Origin of the sequence: Tenacibaculum adriaticum (assembly GCF_008124875.1) — a bacterium.
Taxonomy (GTDB): domain Bacteria; phylum Bacteroidota; class Bacteroidia; order Flavobacteriales; family Flavobacteriaceae; genus Polaribacter; species Polaribacter adriaticus.
The window spans coordinates 827,348-845,367 of record NZ_VNIA01000001.1 but is presented as its reverse complement, the minus strand read 5'-3'; the positions used below and the strand labels follow the sequence as shown (position 1 = coordinate 845,367).

At 30.7% G+C, this 18,020-nt stretch carries 16 protein-coding genes; all 16 read right to left on the bottom strand.

Features of this window, described 5'->3' with window-relative positions; genetic code table 11:
• Positions 1–9: 9 nt before the first annotated feature.
• The 16 genes from C7447_RS03950 to C7447_RS03880 all read right to left on the bottom strand — a co-directional run bounded on the left by C7447_RS03950 (position 10) and on the right by C7447_RS03880 (position 18,019).
• A complete protein-coding gene (locus C7447_RS03950; protein ID WP_170245898.1) occupies positions 10–3,252 on the bottom strand; it encodes a SusC/RagA family TonB-linked outer membrane protein in 3,243 nt (1,080 codons plus the stop codon).
• A gap of 245 nt (positions 3,253–3,497) precedes the next feature.
• Positions 3,498–4,694, bottom strand: a complete 1,197-nt coding sequence (locus C7447_RS03945) for a T9SS type A sorting domain-containing protein (RefSeq protein WP_148868954.1) — start codon at positions 4,692–4,694, stop codon at positions 3,498–3,500.
• 175 nt (positions 4,695–4,869) lie between these two features.
• Entirely contained in the window at positions 4,870–5,385 is a 516-nt protein-coding gene (locus C7447_RS03940) for a hypothetical protein (RefSeq protein ID WP_148868952.1), read from the bottom strand.
• A 72-nt stretch (positions 5,386–5,457) separates the two neighbouring features.
• Entirely contained in the window at positions 5,458–6,618 is a 1,161-nt protein-coding gene (locus C7447_RS03935) for a FecR family protein (protein WP_148868950.1), read from the bottom strand.
• Between the two features lie 199 nt (positions 6,619–6,817).
• The gene (locus C7447_RS03930) at positions 6,818–7,375 is read right to left on the bottom strand and encodes an RNA polymerase sigma-70 factor (protein ID WP_148868948.1); all 558 of its coding nucleotides are present in this window, start codon (positions 7,373–7,375) and stop codon (positions 6,818–6,820) included.
• Positions 7,376–7,645: 270 nt separating this feature from the next.
• Entirely contained in the window at positions 7,646–7,894 is a 249-nt protein-coding gene (locus C7447_RS15045) for a helix-turn-helix domain-containing protein (protein WP_317128784.1), read from the bottom strand.
• Between the two features lie 77 nt (positions 7,895–7,971).
• Positions 7,972–8,559, bottom strand: a complete 588-nt coding sequence (locus C7447_RS15040) for a hypothetical protein (RefSeq protein ID WP_317128783.1) — start codon at positions 8,557–8,559, stop codon at positions 7,972–7,974.
• A gap of 178 nt (positions 8,560–8,737) precedes the next feature.
• A complete protein-coding gene (locus tag C7447_RS03920) occupies positions 8,738–9,907 on the bottom strand; it encodes an MFS transporter (protein ID WP_148868946.1) in 1,170 nt (389 codons plus the stop codon).
• Positions 9,900–10,682, bottom strand: coding sequence for a helix-turn-helix domain-containing protein (locus C7447_RS03915; protein WP_148868944.1), 783 nt, complete (start codon positions 10,680–10,682; stop codon positions 9,900–9,902). The genes C7447_RS03920 and C7447_RS03915 overlap by 8 nt, the downstream gene beginning before the upstream one ends.
• Positions 10,683–10,695: 13 nt before the next feature.
• A complete protein-coding gene (locus C7447_RS03910; RefSeq protein WP_148868942.1) occupies positions 10,696–11,181 on the bottom strand; it encodes a DUF2147 domain-containing protein in 486 nt (161 codons plus the stop codon).
• A gap of 7 nt (positions 11,182–11,188) precedes the next feature.
• The gene (locus tag C7447_RS03905) at positions 11,189–12,226 is read right to left on the bottom strand and encodes an SDR family oxidoreductase (RefSeq protein ID WP_148868940.1); all 1,038 of its coding nucleotides are present in this window, start codon (positions 12,224–12,226) and stop codon (positions 11,189–11,191) included.
• A 101-nt stretch (positions 12,227–12,327) separates the two neighbouring features.
• Positions 12,328–14,733, bottom strand: a complete 2,406-nt coding sequence (locus C7447_RS03900) for a TonB-dependent receptor domain-containing protein (RefSeq protein WP_148868939.1) — start codon at positions 14,731–14,733, stop codon at positions 12,328–12,330.
• A gap of 204 nt (positions 14,734–14,937) precedes the next feature.
• Positions 14,938–15,231, bottom strand: a complete 294-nt coding sequence (locus tag C7447_RS03895) for a winged helix-turn-helix transcriptional regulator (protein WP_148868937.1) — start codon at positions 15,229–15,231, stop codon at positions 14,938–14,940.
• A gap of 96 nt (positions 15,232–15,327) precedes the next feature.
• On the bottom strand, positions 15,328–16,059 hold the full coding sequence (locus tag C7447_RS03890; protein ID WP_148868935.1) for an SDR family oxidoreductase: 732 nt from the start codon (positions 16,057–16,059) through the stop codon (positions 15,328–15,330).
• 97 nt (positions 16,060–16,156) lie between these two features.
• Positions 16,157–17,056: a helix-turn-helix domain-containing protein gene (locus tag C7447_RS03885; protein WP_148868933.1), complete on the bottom strand. Its 900-nt coding sequence runs from the start codon at positions 17,054–17,056 to the stop codon at positions 16,157–16,159.
• A 45-nt stretch (positions 17,057–17,101) separates the two neighbouring features.
• A complete protein-coding gene (locus C7447_RS03880; protein ID WP_148868931.1) occupies positions 17,102–18,019 on the bottom strand; it encodes a helix-turn-helix domain-containing protein in 918 nt (305 codons plus the stop codon).
• Position 18,020 lies beyond the last annotated feature (1 nt).

Here is an 18,020-nt window from a genome sequence, read left to right as displayed (position 1 = left end):
TTTATGTTTTTAAAATTTTAAGTTTACACCCAAAGAAAATGTTCTACTATAAGGATATCTTCCTGAATCATTACCAAAGTTATAGTTGTTCGTATTTCCATCAAACTCGGCTACTTCTGGGTCTGACCCCTTATACTTGGTTATTGTAAATAAATCTGTTGCAGATATATAAATAAGCGCCTTTAAATCCTTAACCGCATTGATATTATAACCCAGTCTAACATTTTTAAGTTTTAAGTATGAAGCATCAGAAACATCTGTATCTAAAGTTTCTAAATTAAAACTTGAAGACGATTGTAAATTACGAGGTTGATTAGTATTAGTATTTGTTGATGACCATGCGTCTAAAGCATCTGTTGAAAAATTACTTAAAAGACCATTAGCTCTAACTTTTTTAGCATCTGTAAATAATCTAGGGATCAAATCGGCATTCAACTGATATTGAAAATATGTCGAAAATTCAAAATCTTTATAGGTTAACGAACTATTAAAACCTCCATAAAATTCTGGTAAGGCATTACCAACAGTAACTTTATCGAATTGATTAATTTCTCCATCTTCGTTAGTGTCTACAATTTTTATATCTCCTGGTGCTGTATCCATAGATTGATAAAAACCATCAGGAGCACCAGCATTTAATTCGTCAATTTCTTCTTGAGTTTGAAAAATACCATCTGTAGTGTGCCCTCTAAATATACCTAATGGTTGTCCTTCTTCTAAATATAGTGTATTTGCATAATCATCTATTTGACCGTCACCCAATTTTTCAACTTTATTTTTTTGATACGTAATATTAAAAGAGGCACTCCATTTAAAATCTTTTTTGTCAATTAAATTTGCATTAATAGAAAACTCAATACCTTTATTACTAATATCACCTACGTTTTGGATTTGGTTAGTTCCTCCTCCTGCTTCCAGTAGAATAGGTACTTCAAGAATTAAATCATTTGTATATTTTGAATAGTACCCTAACGAACCGTTTATTTTATTATCAAATAATCCGAAATCTATACCTACATCTAATTGTGTTGTTTTTTCCCAACGTAAATCTGAATTTGGAATACCATTAGGTGCAATCCCGTTTAACCCATTATAAAAAGTCCCTGTTCCATAAAAAGTATCAAATAAGAAGTCTCCAAAGCTAGCTAAACCAGTAACTCCAACACTAGACTTTAATTTAAGATGGCTAACAGTTTTATCTTCCATAAAATTTTCTCTGGAGATATCCCAAGCTAATCCTACCGAAGGGAAGTATCCCCAACGATTATTTGGCCCAAATTTAGTAGACTTATCAGCTCTTCCTGTAAATGTTAGATAATATTTATTTTCAAAATTATAATTAGCTCTTGCAAAAAAAGATTCTAGGCCACTTACTCCTTCATTACTAATTGCACTCGTTATTTCATTTGCTGAACCTAAATTAAAAAGAAAATTTTCATTTGCAAATCCCTGTGAGTTTATAGATTCAGATTTATTTATAACTCTATTCCAAGATGCTCCTGTAACAATATCTAGATTATGAGAATTATTAAATTCCACTGAATAATTTAAAGTATTGTCCCAAACTAATGTCGTGTTTTCAAAATTTGAATCATTTCTACGAGCTATTGGCTCTTCGCTTGTATCAAGTATTTTTGGTGAAAACGTAAAGCTTTTAGTATTAACCTTACTCATATTAAATGATGATTTTACTTTTAAGCCGTCAACTATTTCTAATTCTCCGTAAAAAGAACCTAAAATCATGTTACTTGTAGATAACCTTTTTGTTTTTTCTTCACGAGCTAAGTAATTAACCGAATTCAAATCTCTATCAGAATTAATATAATGTCTAGGCATATCTGGTCTTTGTTTTGCTACTAAATTAAAGCTGGTTCCGGCATCTCTCTCAGAATAAGAATAAGCAATATTAGTACCTATCTTAAATTTATCTGTAACTTCACTATCTAAATTAAGTCTCGCGTTATATCTTTCAAAAAATGAAGGCTTTATAATTCCTTCTTGATCTGTATAAGAAAAAGATGAAGCATAATTAGTTTTTTCGGTAGCTCCTACAACACTCATGTTTAAGGTGTTCATTACTCCAATACCCAAAGCTTCATCAACCCAGTTGGTATTATCCCCTAAATCAATACTTTCTCTATCAAATGCTAATCCTGCATTAACAGCTGCTACTTCAAGAACACTAAACCATTGTTCTGCATTTAAAAATTTTGAATTAAACTTTGGTGCTTGAACTGTAGTTTTTAAATCAATTTCAAATACAGGTTTATCTCCCTTAGTTCCTTTTTTAGTGGTAATTAAAACAACCCCGTTTGCAGCTCTGGAACCATAAATTGCAGCAGAAGAAGCGTCTTTAAGAACCGACACACTTTCTATATCTGCTGGGTTTATAAAACTTAAAATATTAATGTTTTGTTCTGCATCGTTAAAAAGCGGTTGATATGGTATTCCATCTATAACATACAACGGTTCATTTGACCCCAATAAACTACTTAAACCTCTAATTTGAACTGATGCTCCACCACCTGGCCTACCATCTCTCCTTGTTACAAGCACTCCTGACAGCTTCCCTCCTAATTGACTTTCGACTGTTGGATTACTATTCGTGTTTAAATCTGTAGCCTTAATAACACCTACAGAGCCTGTTAAATCTTGTGCTTTAGATTTTCCATAACCAATAACAACAACTTCATCTAAACTAGAAGTGCTAACATCCATTTGAACATTTACTATTTTTTTTTCACCTACAACTATTTCGAGAGTTTTGTACCCTAAAGCAGAGAAAACTAAAATGCTTCTTGGGTTAGGAACTTTTACTATATAACTACCATTAAAATCTGTATATGTACCACGAACTGTACCTTTAATTATAACGGCTGCATTTGGTAAGGGTAATCCATAATCATCAGTTACTATACCACTAATTTGCTTTTCTTGTTTAACATCTATTTTTTTTATAATAATAGTATTATTCTTAGTTAAAACCACGTTTAAGTTTTCATTTACTAAACTTTGGTTAATAAGCTTATCCATATTAATAACACCTTTTTTAAGTTGTACTTTTGGATAGTCTTTAAACAAATTATCTTGATAGATAAAGGCATATTTTGTTTGCCAAGAGATTATATCAAAAACCTCATCAACAGTTACTTGTTGATCGATTTTAATCTTAATTTTTGTGTTTTGAGATAATACATTGTTGGGGGTTATAGCGAATAACGTAGAACAAAACAAAAATAAAAATGTCCTCATGAAGTTTATTAATAGCGATTTTCTAACAAAGAAAATACCTTTAGTTAATTTAAAATGCATAATTTTACTTGATATTAGTTAGTTTAATATTAATTAATGTTAAAAAAGGGGTGAAGTTTTAAACTTTAGCGAGATCTAAACTTTGTCCCTTTACTTTTTGTAATGTATTTGTTTCTACTTATGTTTTATATGTTTTGATTTTTTTAATAATAACATGACGTTAAGTTGTTAATTTTTTTAATACTTTATTTTTTTATTATTTTTTTAGTTTCAACACCTTTATCTGAATTTACTTGCAAAAAGTATATTCCTTTGTTAAAATTGCTAAAATCTATTTCTTCCTTTTTTGTTTCAGAAACTAATTGACCTAAACTATTGTAGATTTTTGTTCCTTTTAAATTTCCAATATTTTTTAAGTAAAGAATATTATCAACTGGATTTGGATACATCTTAATAGTCTCTGTAATGTAATTAGTAGTTGATAAAGTTGAGTTTGAAGTAGCAATTATTAAATTATCAAATACAAAAATATCTCCCCCAAGTGTAGCCGTTAAAGTAGAGGTAACTGTAAACCCTGTAACACCAGTCCAATTTAAATTTGCAGATGTTCCATTTAAAGCTGCTAAAGTTGTTGTAACTGGTGAATTAGCACCTCCTACTGGAGTAAATGTCCAATCTTTTTCAAAGTTAGTAGCATCAATAGCCAATACTGAGTTGATATCAACAGGCTCATTAAACGTGAAAGTAACACTTGGAGCGAATGTAGCACTAGCACTACTAATAATATTACCTGTCGAACCTGCAAAACCTGCTCCGTCACTAACATTTGCTTCATTCGCAACTCCAGTAAATGTAGCAGTAACCCCAGCTTTAGTTTGAGTAATTGTTCCAGCAGAAGCATTCGTATTTGGAGCTGGTGTATCCCAATCAAAATTTATAAAACTAGCTGCGGCGACTAAATTATCAAATACAAAAATATCTCCTCCAAGTGTCCCTGTTAAAGTCGAGGTAACTGTAAACCCAGTAACACCAGTCCAATTTAAATTCACTGATGTTCCATCCAAAGCTGCCAAAGTAGCTGTTACTGGAGAATTAGCGCCTCCTGTTGGAGTAAATGTCCAATCTTTTTCAAAATTAGTGGCATCTATAGCTAATATAGAAGTAATGTTTACAGGTTCACTAAATGTAAAAGTAACACTTGAAGCAAATGTGGCACTAGCACTGCTAATAATATTACCTGTAGAACCTGCAAAACCTGCTCCGTCACTAACATTTACCTCATCTACAACTCCTGTAAATATAGTAGTGATTCCTTCTTTAACTTGAGTAACAGTTCCAGCAGATGTATCTACAGATGGTACTGGAGTATCCCAATCAAACGTTGTTTGTGCATTAATTGTACTTAAAATAAAAAAAGTAAAAAGAAATGTAATTTTTTTCATGTTATTTTAATTTTAGTTAATAATTATAGTAATTACCCCCTCCCCGAAAGAATGTTATGGAAGGATTAAGGAGGGAAGTAATACTTTGCCTATTGAAATCTCATATATTGCATATGTTTTAATATTATCTATATAATTTTTAAAACCATTAGTTTTTCATTTATTACGATTATGCTTAATTAAGTCTTACCACCAAATTATCTAACATAAAAATATCTCCTCCAAGCTTGCCATCTGTTAAAGAGGAGGTTATTGTAAATTCAGTAACATCAGTCCAATTTAAATCTACTGAGGTTCCTCCTAAAGTTTTTAAACTAGCTCTAACTGGAGAATTAGAACCTCCTATAGGAGTAAATACCCAATCTTTAGGGAAATTTGTAGCATCAATGGCTAAAACTGAAGTAACACTTACAGGTTTACTAAACTTAAAAGTTACACTAGAAGAAAATGTTGCAGTAGAGCTACTAATAACATTACGTGTAGACCCTCCAAACCCCTCTCCATTACTAGCGTTTACTTCATTTGAAACTCCATAAAATGTAGTTTTGACTCCGTTTTTATTTTGAGTAACAGTACCAGCTGCTGCATCAACAGTTATCACCGGAGTATCCCAATCAAATGTTGTTTGTGCATTAATACTACTTACCGCACTTAAAACACAAAAGATAAAAAGAAAAGTATTTTTGTTCATAATTGTTTTGTTTTACGTTTTTTTTATGGTCTTTTTTATTTTTAAAATTTAATCAACCATCAACTCATTTTATTATTTTAGAAGAATGGTTTTATTATTTATTTCGTAAGCACTAATGCTACTACTACTTTTAATCAACAATAACACTTCTTCTATCGGTTGATTTCTATAAAGTACACCATTAAAAGTCACATCTTCTAATTCTTGATTTTCAAAAATCACTTCCATGTCATACCATCGAGATAATACTTTCATGATTTCTTTAAGTGATTTGTGCTTAAAACTGAATGCTCCATATTTCCAAGCAACTTCTCTAAAAACATTTACTTCTTTTAACTGTAAAGTATTCAAATGTGTATTATAATTTGATTGTTCGTCTGGTTTTAGAATCTTACTTTCATTTTCTGTATTTATAGCTACTTTGCCTTCAACCAAAGTTGTATAAATATTATTTTCGTCTTTATATGCTTTAATATTAAACTCTGTTCCTAGCACCTCTACCTCTTGTTTATTATGATATACTTTAAAACTTGTTCCTTTATGTTTAGTGCTTGGTGATACATCAAAATAGGCTTCACCATAAACAAGCTCTACTTGTCTAGTTTCAGAATCATTGAAGCTTACAGGGTATTTTAATTGACTTTCAGAATTAAGCCAAACTTTTGTTCCATCAGATAAAGTTAATTGGAATTGTCCTCCTCTTGGAATTGTGAGATAGTTGTAAACTAACTTATGTGAAGATTTATTATTATATATTAGCACCTCTCCATCACTAGTTAGATTTTGTTTTTGGAAAGATTTTCCTTTTTCTAAAACAATAATCTCTCCACTTTCCAATAATAAGGTTGCTTTTTCTACTCCTGGTTCTATTTGATTATTAACAATTACACTCTCTACAAATTGAGGCTCGTCATTAAATTTATTTGTAAAAACTGTAAGGGTTACTATAATTAATACTGAAGCAGCAGCTATATATTTCCAATACAGCTTTCGTACTGAAGGCTCTACCCCTATTCTATTCTTTACCTTTTCCCAATCAGCTTTCTTGTCTATTTTGTTTTTCAGACTTAAACGTTTCTTTATCTCTGATTCTGAAGTAAGTCTTTTATGAATATTCTTTTTCTCTATATCATTAAAAAAATCTGAATTTTGTAAAACTGTCGGTTTTTCCTCTTTTAATAAAGAGGAAGCTAGTTGTTTTGATAATGTTATAATTTTATTAAAATTTGTCATTTATCCAATATGGTTATTTACATATAAGACGACAAAGCATTTAAAAGGGGTTAAGGAATTGTTAAAAAAAATGAATTTTTTTATGCTTTTATATTAAAAATATGTCTTTTTATGCTACAATACCTAATTAATAAGGAATAAAATAAGTTTTATTTAATTAGCTATATCAACTAAAAAACAACTTTTATATTAAAATAACTTAATTAAGGTTATCGAAAATGAAAGCAATTAAAATAAAATGATCTTTTAATAAAGGTCTAAGTTTTTTGTAGGCTATCTTTTTTTGAGTTTTAACTGTATTGATAGAAATATTTAACTCTTCAGCTATTTGAGAATTAGTAAAGTTTTTAATACTCATCCTAATAATTATTGCACACTTATTTGGTAGGGTATTAATTGCTTGTTCAATAATACTTGAAGTTTCAGAAATAACTACTTCACTTAGGAAGAAAGGTTCAGTTTCTAATTTTTCCATTTCAGCTATCGAGAAATAATCAGTTGTTTTAACACGTTTATTTTTTAAATAATCTAATGACTTATTTTTAACTGACGTATATAGGTATGATTTAATACTATTCTCACTTTGAAATTTAATTTTATACTCCCAAATTTTTATAAAGACATCCTGAACAAGATCTTTTGAAACCTCTAAATCACTTATATAATTGTTAGCAAACAAACACAGCGACACGTATTGTTTATCAAAAAGATTTTCGTATTCTTTTAAAGATAACTTATATATGCCAGTATTTTGCATTACCTAATTGGGTTTTCTAATGCTCAAATCTAACTAAAAGAAATTAATTTTAATGAATAATAAACTTGGACATTAAAACAGTTTTTGCTTTTATCCTAATTTAAAATATAATTCATTATTTCCACAAACCCCTAAACATTTAGTTATCATTGATTTAAATTCATCTTTTTTTTATTTACACTTTTTAAAAAGTGTAACAATTTCCTACCAATAATAATTCTCTAAATTTTTCTTTGGTGACATATTAATAGGTATGAACAAATAAAGATTTTAATTAAAACTCTTCCTAAACTCCACAGGACTCATACCACTTTTGGTTTTAAACAACTTGCTAAAAGATTGTGGGTAATCAAAACCTAATTCATAGGCAATTTCGCTAATAGATAAATCTGTAGTAGTCAATTTTTCCTTTGCCAAATCAATTATTTTTTCGTGAATGTGTTGCAAAGTGCTTTTCCCTGTCAAATGCTTTAATAAACTGCTTAAATAGCTTGGTGAAATATGTAGAGAATCTGACACATACTGAACTGTTGGTATCCCTTTTTTTACTAAATCATTACTTTGAAAATAAGTATAAAGTAGTTCTTCTAAACGAGTTAATATTTGATGGTTATTAATGTCTCTTGTAATAAATTGCGTTGATAAAACCGTTCTGCATAATTGAGTAATGACAGAAGTTGCGAAACAATTATTTGTTGACTAAATTTATCGATATTAGAATGATATTCTTGCTGAATATTTTTAATAATTCCTGCGACTGTATTTTCTTCCTTTTTTGATAAAAAAAGTGCTTCATTTACAGCATAGCCAAAGTATTCGTATTGTTTAATCTCTTTTGCTAGAGTTGTATTCCATAAAAAATCTGGATGCACTAACATTATCCAACCTGATTTTTCATTTGATGTAATAACTTTTGGGTCAATACTAAATACTTGTCCAGGTGAAATAAAAAATAGTACTCCTTCCTCAAAATCGTATTCTTTTTGACCGTAATTTATTTTACCATTTAAATTTCTCTTGAGTGCGATAGAATAAAAATCAAACATCCAACTAGCATTTATATATTTTGGCAACAGCTTAATATCTGCATAATTGACTACAGAAATTAAAGGATGTTTAGGCTGTGATAATCCTCTGGTACGATGAAATTCGCTAATTGTTTTTAGATGCTTTATCTTACTCATTTTCAATCTTTTCCTACATTATGCGCATATATATGTCATTGCGCCTCTGTTTTTTAAAGTTATAAACCCTAAATCTAAAGGCTTTAATAAATTTGAATATTTAGTTGACTGCTTCATAATGGAAGTTAGTTTTATCTTAATATAAGTAGTGTTTTTTCTTTTTTTTCAAAATTTAAAATTACGTGGATTTTAATTTAGAAAACATAGTAAGTAGAATTATGATACCAATAATCGCTATTACACTTGCAAAAAAATATGCTCCTTGTACACTGTAAACCGCATATCCGATTCCAATAATTATAGGACCAAGTGTTTGACCTAGTCTTATCACCATTCCATTAAGCGACATAAATGCTGCTCGTTGTTCATCAGGTGCAATATTTGCTAAAATAATTTGCAAACTAGGCATGTTAAGTGCTTGTGCAATACCGAAAAGTGGAACAAGTAAGATCAAAAAGTATATAGAATGGACAAAGGGAATTGACATACATACAATGAAATAAAGTAAGAAAGCGACTTTCAATAAGGTTAGGCTTCCAAATGTATTTGTTAATTTTCCTATTTGAGATGCCACTAAAGCAGCCATTATTGAAGTTAATGAAAAAATAACTCCAATTAATGTGGATGAAAAACCAAAACGTTGATGTAAGAGAATAGGAAAATACGTTATAAAAGCTCCATAAAGAATGATAAAAGTAAATACGCCTAATACAAAAACACCTATTACTTCTTTTTTTGAGATATTACAGGATATGGCTTTTAGATATTGTTTAATATTAGCAGTTTTTTGAATTTTAGGTTCGGGTAAATCATTAAAAACTAATAATGCAATTGGAATAGCTAGTAGAGGCAAAATAAACGGATAAAACCAAGCAAATGAAGCCAAAACACCTCCAACAAGCGGATAAACACCTGTTGATATACTTAATATACTAGCATTATAGCCCATTGCTACAGACCTTTGTTCATCTTCAAAAAAATCTCCTATTAAGGTGGTGTTAAGCGCTCCAAGTGATGCAGCTCCTATGCCTTGAAAAACACGTAGTACAACCATTATTTTAAAATCATGAATAAAAAAGATTCCAAAACCTGCTATGGCAAAAAGAAATAAAGAAGGAACAAGTATCTCTTTACGTCCTACACGGTCTGCAATGATACCTAAAATTGGTGCTAGGAATATTCCAGGAAACGCAAAAGCACTAATTAACAAACCTATTTGTACTTTTGTAAGGTTAAGTGTATCTGCCATTTTAGGAAATGCAGGTGTTAAACTAGCAACTCCCATAACTGACACAATTGTAATTGCGAAAATTATACGTAATCTATTGTTGTTTATCAATTTATTCATTTGCTTTTCTTTCTATTATATCTGATGGTGTTAAACCAAAATATTTTTTAAAAGCGAATGAAAAATGTGAAAGTGCTTCAAAACCCAAATCAAGATATATTTCAGAAGGTCGTTTATTCTTCTTATCAATAAGATAATAGGCTTCCTGTAACCGTTTTTGAGTTAACCAACGACTTGGTGTATCATTAAACACCGTTTTAAAATCTCGTTTGAAAGCAGATAAACTTCTTCCTGTAAGAAATGCAAAACGTTGAAGCGACACATTAAAAGTGAAATTTTTCATCATGAACAATTCTAAATCTATTTTATGAGGAACAGAAAAGTCAAAAAATAGTCCTGCTAATTCAGGCTGAATTTTAAGCAGTATAAAAAGTAATTCTTCATATTTAATATCTTGAAACGTCTTGTCAATATTTTGGTTATTTTCGAAATAAGGACTTAAGGATTGAATAAAAGCTAATAACAATTCATTGTTTAGAATTTTTAAGAACGTATCTTTAGTAGTAAGTGAAACAGGTTTTAAATTGTGCTTTTTTTGAATTATTTTAAGAAAATCTTCCCCAAAACAGAAAAACTTATACTCAATTTTCGACTTGACTTTGTACCGTGCCAATCTATTCTTACGGGCAATACAAATATCACCTTCTTTAAAAGTATAGTTTTTACTTCCGTCATAACATTCTAATTCTCCCTTTTCCAAATAAACGAAGACGTGGTCTGGTATAAACTGTTCGGTTAAAATGTTAGGTTGTAAATCTTTACTTCTATCAATCATTGTTAAGCATATTTTACTGAACTCTTGTCCACTTTTTTGTTATTCCTAAAATAGGGATTCCTGCATAAATCCGAACACGAAGCTCTTCGCCTTTAAAATACATTTTACATTTCATAGATTTTCCTAATTTGGCCATATATATTTCACCACCTTTATATGCACCTTTTTCAAAGGTCATTTCGGAAATAAATTCCATATTTTTTAGCGTTCTGTCTCGCAAACTTTCATCAGGATTTTTGCTGTCTTTTTTAAGAGTTACACCATCTTCTTCATACAGTTCAAGTCCCCAGCCTTCAATTAACCTACCTTTATAAGCATTACCAGATTGGTAAATTTCCATTCGAGAATCTTTGGCTTTACTTACCCAAGTACCAATTATTTTATTTGCATCTCGAAAATTTTCATCGATATTAGGTGTTTGTGCCATTATAACCGTACCTATTAGAAAAATTGAAGTGATGATTATAAAACGTTTCCTTTTTTTAGATTTTTTTTTCATTACTATACTATTTAATAATATTATATTTAAGCATACTCTTTAATGAAGCAAGTATAGCTTGTTCATTATTTGCTATGGGTTTCCAACCTAAAAGGTTTTTCGCTTTTGCATTACTCACATTTCGGTTTACTTTTAAAAACATCGAGCCTGTTTTTGCCTGATTATTAAATAATGCAGCAAGATTAAGAATCCAATTTGGTAAAATTGTTAAAGGGACTTTAGAGGCAGCTTCAGGATTTTTTTCTTTTAATAATTTAGCGATTTCGGGCAAAGAAATTTGCCCATCTGCCGAGGCAATAAAACGTTGTCCATTAGCTTTAGGATTTGTCATTGAACGAATGTGTAAATCAGCCACATCGCGAACATCCACAATATTCAAAGGTAAATTAGGTATTATTTTCATTGAACCGTCCAACAAATTTTTTAAAAGGTCAAAACTTCCGGAAATATGCTTACTTAAGGAAGGGCCTAAAATGGCAACAGGATTGATTGTTGCAAACTCCAAATTGCCACCTTCATTTTTGATGAAATTCCAAGCTGCACGCTCCGACAATCCTTTGGACTTTTCATAAGCTGATAACCCTTTTAAATTAGGGTTTGTCCATTCTTCTTCTGTAGTTTCTGTAGTTTTATCGGTATGACTAAAACCAACAGCCCCAAAGCTAGATGTCATTACAACACGTTTTACGTTAGCTTCTTGTGCAAATTTTAATATACGGAGTATGCCCTCTATGGCAGGACGCATAGCTTTTTTTTCATCTTTTGGAATTTCAAAAAAAACAGGAGAAGCAACACTTAATACATATTTACAGCCTTGCATTGCTTTTGCCCAATTATCATCGTATATAAGATTGGTTTCAAAAAAAGCTAGATTATCAAACGACGTGATACCATTAGATTTTAGTGTTTCAATTACTTTGTCTTTACTTTTTAAAGAACGAAGTGTTGTGTTTACCTTATATCCTTTTTGTAATAGTTGAAAAACTATTTGCATACCAACAAATCCTGTTCCTCCAGTAACTAAAACTGTTTCTTTGGTTTTCATTTCTATTAAATATTTATATGACAAAGTTGCCTATAAATACCTATATCTACTTTCTTCAAAAGTCCAAATTTTGTTTCTTGAAAAGTTCAAATTCAATTTATTTAAAAATCATCATCTATCCCTTCTTCCTCTTCTTTTACTTTGTAATTATTGAATTTATAGCTTAAAGTTAATGAAACATTTGGTGCGTTAGATAATTGACTATGATAGTTGTATAGTGTAGGGTTTTCTACTATTGAGGTTCTTCTGTTTGTAGCAAAAACATCTCGTACTTGTGCGGATAATGAAAGTTTGTTATCCAGAAAATCTGATCGAATACCTAAATTGATAGTATAGTAATCTTCCTCTTCTCCTTGAGAAGTAACTGTTTGTGAATTATAGTTGCCATCTACTTGCAATTTTGTGCTTTTAAATACACTAAATGTATTACTCATTCTACTGCTCCAGTTGAATGAAGTGTTTTCAAAAGATTCATTTGAATTACTTAACTGTCCTTCAATTTTATAATTGTAAGTATTTCCAGTAAGGTTCATTTCCCACCAATTTGTTGGCTTAATATTGTACATTGCTTCTATACCCAACGCATAATCTGTTCCTACATTTTCAAGCGTTGACAATAAAACACCTTCTTGATAAACCGATGTAATTCTGTTTATTTTATTATGTGTAACTCGATAATAGGTCTCAACAGACATTCTTCTTTTTTCCCAGTTTTTAATAAAATTCAGTTCGAAAGAATCAATATATTCTGGAAGTATAGAAGGGTTTCCTTGTCTTACATTAAATAAATCTGTCCAAGTAACAAAGGGTTCAAAAAACCAACTTCTTGGGCGATTGATACGCCTAGAATAATTGGTCATAATTTGATTATCGTCACTTATATCATAAGAAAGATGAACAGATGGAAACAAATCAAAACGGTCTACAGTTGTACTAGTTGCTACTGTACTTGAGCCAATATCTCTATTGGTGTATTCGCCTCTTAATCCTGCTTGATATCCTAATCCTTTATATCGTCCTTTAAATACACTGTATAGGCTAAAAATATCTCTGCTATAATCAATATCGTTATTTCGTTCTGGTTGAAGAGTAAGTTCATTTAAAGTATCGTCATATTCATATATCATAATATCATCATTTCCTGTTCCTAATCTTACTTGACTACCTAATTCGAGTATATAATCTTCACCAAAAGGTTTGGTATAATCTAGCCTAATATCCCAAATACCTGTTGGACCTACTTCAGTAATTCTTGAACCATTAATTATAGTATTGTTTTCATTATAAAGAAAAGATGTAGTTTGTTCATCTACATCTCGTGTATTATAATTTATTTGAAATGCTAATTCTTCACCTTCTTCTGAAAATTGGTGTTCATAATTACTTGTAATGTTGAAAAACAAGCCTCCTCTATCCCAGTAACCTGTCGTATTTTCATTTAAAATAGTAGTTATAGGATTTTGTGAAGTGATGTAATTGGCTTCCGAATCACCTTCGGTTTGCCAATCTCCAAGGCGAGCACTAATTGAAAAAACATCGTTATCAGAAATATCCCAATCCCAACCAGAACGAATAGACCAACCACCATCAATATCTTCTGCTTTACCTCTTGAAGAAATAGTAGTTATAGTATCGTTAAGAATAGTTCTTCTTTCACTGTTGTATTCATTTCGGTTATAACGTTTGCCATAATCGCCACTAATATAAAAGTTTGATTTTCCTTTTCTGTAGTTTAATAGTACATCTGCTCCATAAGTACCGAATGAACCTACCCGAAGATTTGCCAAACTACTCGTACCGATACTTCGATTCTTTTTTGTGATGATATTAATGATGCCTCCTGTACCATCTGGAACATATTTTGATGACGGATTTGTAATAATTTCTATATTTTTAATAAGAGAAGCTGGCATTTGTTTTAACGCATCACTTGGTTCTAAAACCGTAGGTTTACCATCAATTAAAACTCTAAAACCTGAGCTTCCTCTTAATAAAACGTTCCCATCAATATCTACTCTAATAGAAGGTGTGTTTTCTAATACTTCAACAGCAGTCATTGAAGCAGAGGAAAGCTCTTTATTTACCGAAATCACTTTTTTGTCTATTTGATAATCTATACTACGAGATTCGGCATTTATAACTACTTCATCTAATTGTGCTGCATCAACTTCTAAATAAATAGTCCCTAAATCTAATGGTGTAGCATTTTTAATACTTACGTTTTCAATAATTTGGGTTTTGTAGCCAATAAAAGATACTTCAAAATAATACGTGTCTATTTTTAAATTAGGAATTGTAAAATCACCTTTCTCATCAGTAATAGTTCCAGTTGCTAACGATTTATCGCTACTATAAAACACACCAATAGTAGCATATTCAATTGGGTTATTGGTAGCATGGTCAAATACTTTTCCAGTTATTTTCCCTTCAGTTTGTGCATCTATTGTGTTGGTGTATCCTAATAATATCGTTGTTAAAAGGATAATGAGATTTTTTAATTTAGTCATAATAATCTATTTTCTAAATATGCATTGCAAATTTTATATAAATAACTTTTCGGCGCTTTCTTTAAAAGTCCAAAAGTGTTATATTGAAAAATTCAAATGTTATCTGCTATTACAATTTTTGTTCAACATATTTTTGTTGGTGCAAATTTCAGTAGAATGACATATAGTTATATAACCAAATCTGTAATTAAATCTGTAGTGATTTTATCGGTTAGTAACGTTTGCTATTTCTTTTTCAATCTGCTTATCTCTCCATTCTTTAAGATACTGAATAAAAGGAATCAATTCCATTCCAACTTCTGTTAATGAGTATTCCACTTTTGGCGGTACTTGTTGGTATACTTTTCGGTTAATTAAAGTATCCTTTTCTAATTCTCGCAATGTTTGTGTGAGTATTTTAGTTGTAATATCTGGTAAGGTTTTACTTAATTCACCATAGCGCAAAATTTTATATTCGTTCAAATACCATAAAATTCTACCTTTATATTTTCCTCCAATGCGTTTAAAAGCGTAATCTACAGAGCAGGTTGGTGTGCTTGGGCATTCTTTTTGACTTTTTTCTCTAGATTAAAAAAAATGAAAAATACCTACTTGTTACCAAGTAACTTCTCCGTCTTCGTTAAAAAATTTTCCAGTTGGTCCGTTTGCATCAAGTGTAGCATATTTTACAATTACTTTAGCTCCCATATCAGGTGTTCTTTCTCCGCCAAAGTTAGTTAAATCAGTAGCTGTATATCCTGGTGCTACACTATTTATTTTGAGGGCAGTGTCTTTAAATTCGTGAGCTAACATAACCGTAAATGAATTTAAGGCTGTTTTTGAAGTGTTGTATGCAAATACTTTATATGGGTAAAATTCCCATTCGGGATTACTTTGCAATGTTAATGAGCCTAATTCACTTGAAACATTCACTATTCTTGGTGCATTTGATTTTTTTAAAAGTTCAAGAAAATGTTGTGTTACTTGAACAGCTCCAAAAAAATTGGTTTCAAGTACATTTCGGACATTATCCATTGAATCGATTGAGGGTGGATTAGAAACGATGCCAGAAATTCCGGCATTATTTATCAAAATATCAAGATGATAAATTTTAGTTTTTAGCTCTTCCTTCGCACTTTGAATGGATTCTTTGTCAGTAACATCAAGTTCTAAAATATCAACATCTGTAAAACCTAGCTTATTTAATTCTTTAATAACCTTTAACCCATTTGCTTTGTTTCGGCTTCCTAAATATACATTGTAGCCAAGTGATGCTAATTGTTTGGCAGTTTCAAACCCAATTCCTTTGTTGGCACCTGTTACAAGTGCTGTTTTACCATTTTGCATACTATAATTTTTTTTAATTATTGAATAGTACAAAGGTGAGATACTATAGCAAGATTATTTTATGAACTTCAACCAGATTTTTATTAAAATCAAACAATTATTTTTTTCTGAATTGTGAAGGAGATAATTCTGTATTCTTTTTAAAGAAAAGAGAAAAATTTGAAACATCTTCGAATCCGAGACAATACCCAATTTGAGAAATATTCCAGGTGGTATACTTCAAGAGTAGTTTGGCTTCTTGTGTGATTCGATTTGCGATGATTTCTTTTGTACTCAACTTCACATTGTCTTTGAGAGCTCTATTTAGATGATTGACGTGAATATTCAATCGATTGGCGTATTCGGAAGCAAAACGCAGCACTATACGTTGATTGGTATTTTCAATGGGAAATTGTCTTTCTAGCAACTCCATAAATAAGGAAGATATTCTTTCAGAACCATTAGAAACAGAAGTTTCCGGCAATTGTAATGGTTGACTTTTCATCGCCTTATGAATGGCTTCAAACGCCAAATTGCGTAAAACATCATATTTATAGGGATAGTTAGAGTTGATTTCATTGAACATTTCTCGAAAAATATGTTTAAAAATATCTGCTTGGTCATCCGTTAATTCAAATACACGATTTCCATTTGGTTGAAATATTGGATAATCTGTTAGCTTCCCAAATTGTTTAAAAAAACTTTCTGTAAATACACAGAAGAAACCTGATTGTTTATCGTCTATCGACTCCCAACTATATGGAATTTGTGGATTTGAAAAAACCAGTGCTTGTTTTTTAATATCAATAACTTTGTCTGCATAATGCAATCGGCTTTTACCAAATATTAAGGTTATTTTAAAATAAATTCTTCGGTTAAATGATAGGGGTTTTGGATTTTTCCCTATAAAATCATCAAGCTGAAAGACGTTAAAATGCCCAATACCTTCTTTTAGGTTATCGGGAATCCAATTGTACCTGTACTCATATAAATCTTCTAATGTCTGCTCTTTATTCATAAAACAAAGTTATGAAAAACAAATAGTAAGAGATTTAAATTTAATTCAGTTAAAACTTGCCCGAAATTCCAAAGGGCTTTGAGTGGTTTTTCTTTTAAACAATTTGCTGAACGACTGAGAATGTTCAAAACCTAACTGATAAGCGATTTCACTAACTGATAAATTTGTGATAGATAGCTTTTCCTTTGCTTTTTCGATGAGTTTGTTATGAATATGCTGTTGCGTACTTTGACCAGTAAGATTTCGTAACATATCGCTTAAATAATTTGCAGAAACATTTAGCTTTTCTGCGAAATAATGTACAGAAGGCAAGCCTTGCTCTTGTATTTTTTCTGAATTAAAATAATCGGTCAAAAGATTTTCTAAGTTTACCAAAACATCGGAACTGGCAGATTTACGAGTAAGAAATTGCCGATTGTAAAAGCGATTGGAATAGTTGAGCAACACATCCAAATGTGAAACCATTACATCTTGGCTAAATTGGTCAATATTTGTATAGTATTCTTGTTCTATATTGTTCAGGATGTCTTCTAGTGTTTTTTCTTCTTTGTCTGAAAGAAAAAGGGCTTCATTTACGGCATAAGAAAAGTAGCCATAGTCTTTTATAGTTTTACCCAAAGGGTAATTTCTAATAAAATCAGGGTGAAAAAGTAGCCACCATCCACTTGCTTCTATGCCATTAGTACTTTCAGAAACCACCACTTGTTTGGGTGCTATAAAAGTTAAAAGTCCTTCGTTAAAGTCGTATTGTTTTTGCCCATATTTTAGTTTCCCCCTTACATTTTTCTTCAAACTAATGCTATACAAATTAGACGAGTAATGTATGCTGGCTTCCAAAATAGGTGGACAAGTATCCAGTTTTATCAAACTGATCAAAGGGTGCTGGCACTTGGGCAAACCTAATACCTGATGCAACTGCGATATGGTATTAATAGAAATATATGTTGCTTTTTTCTTGTTCATT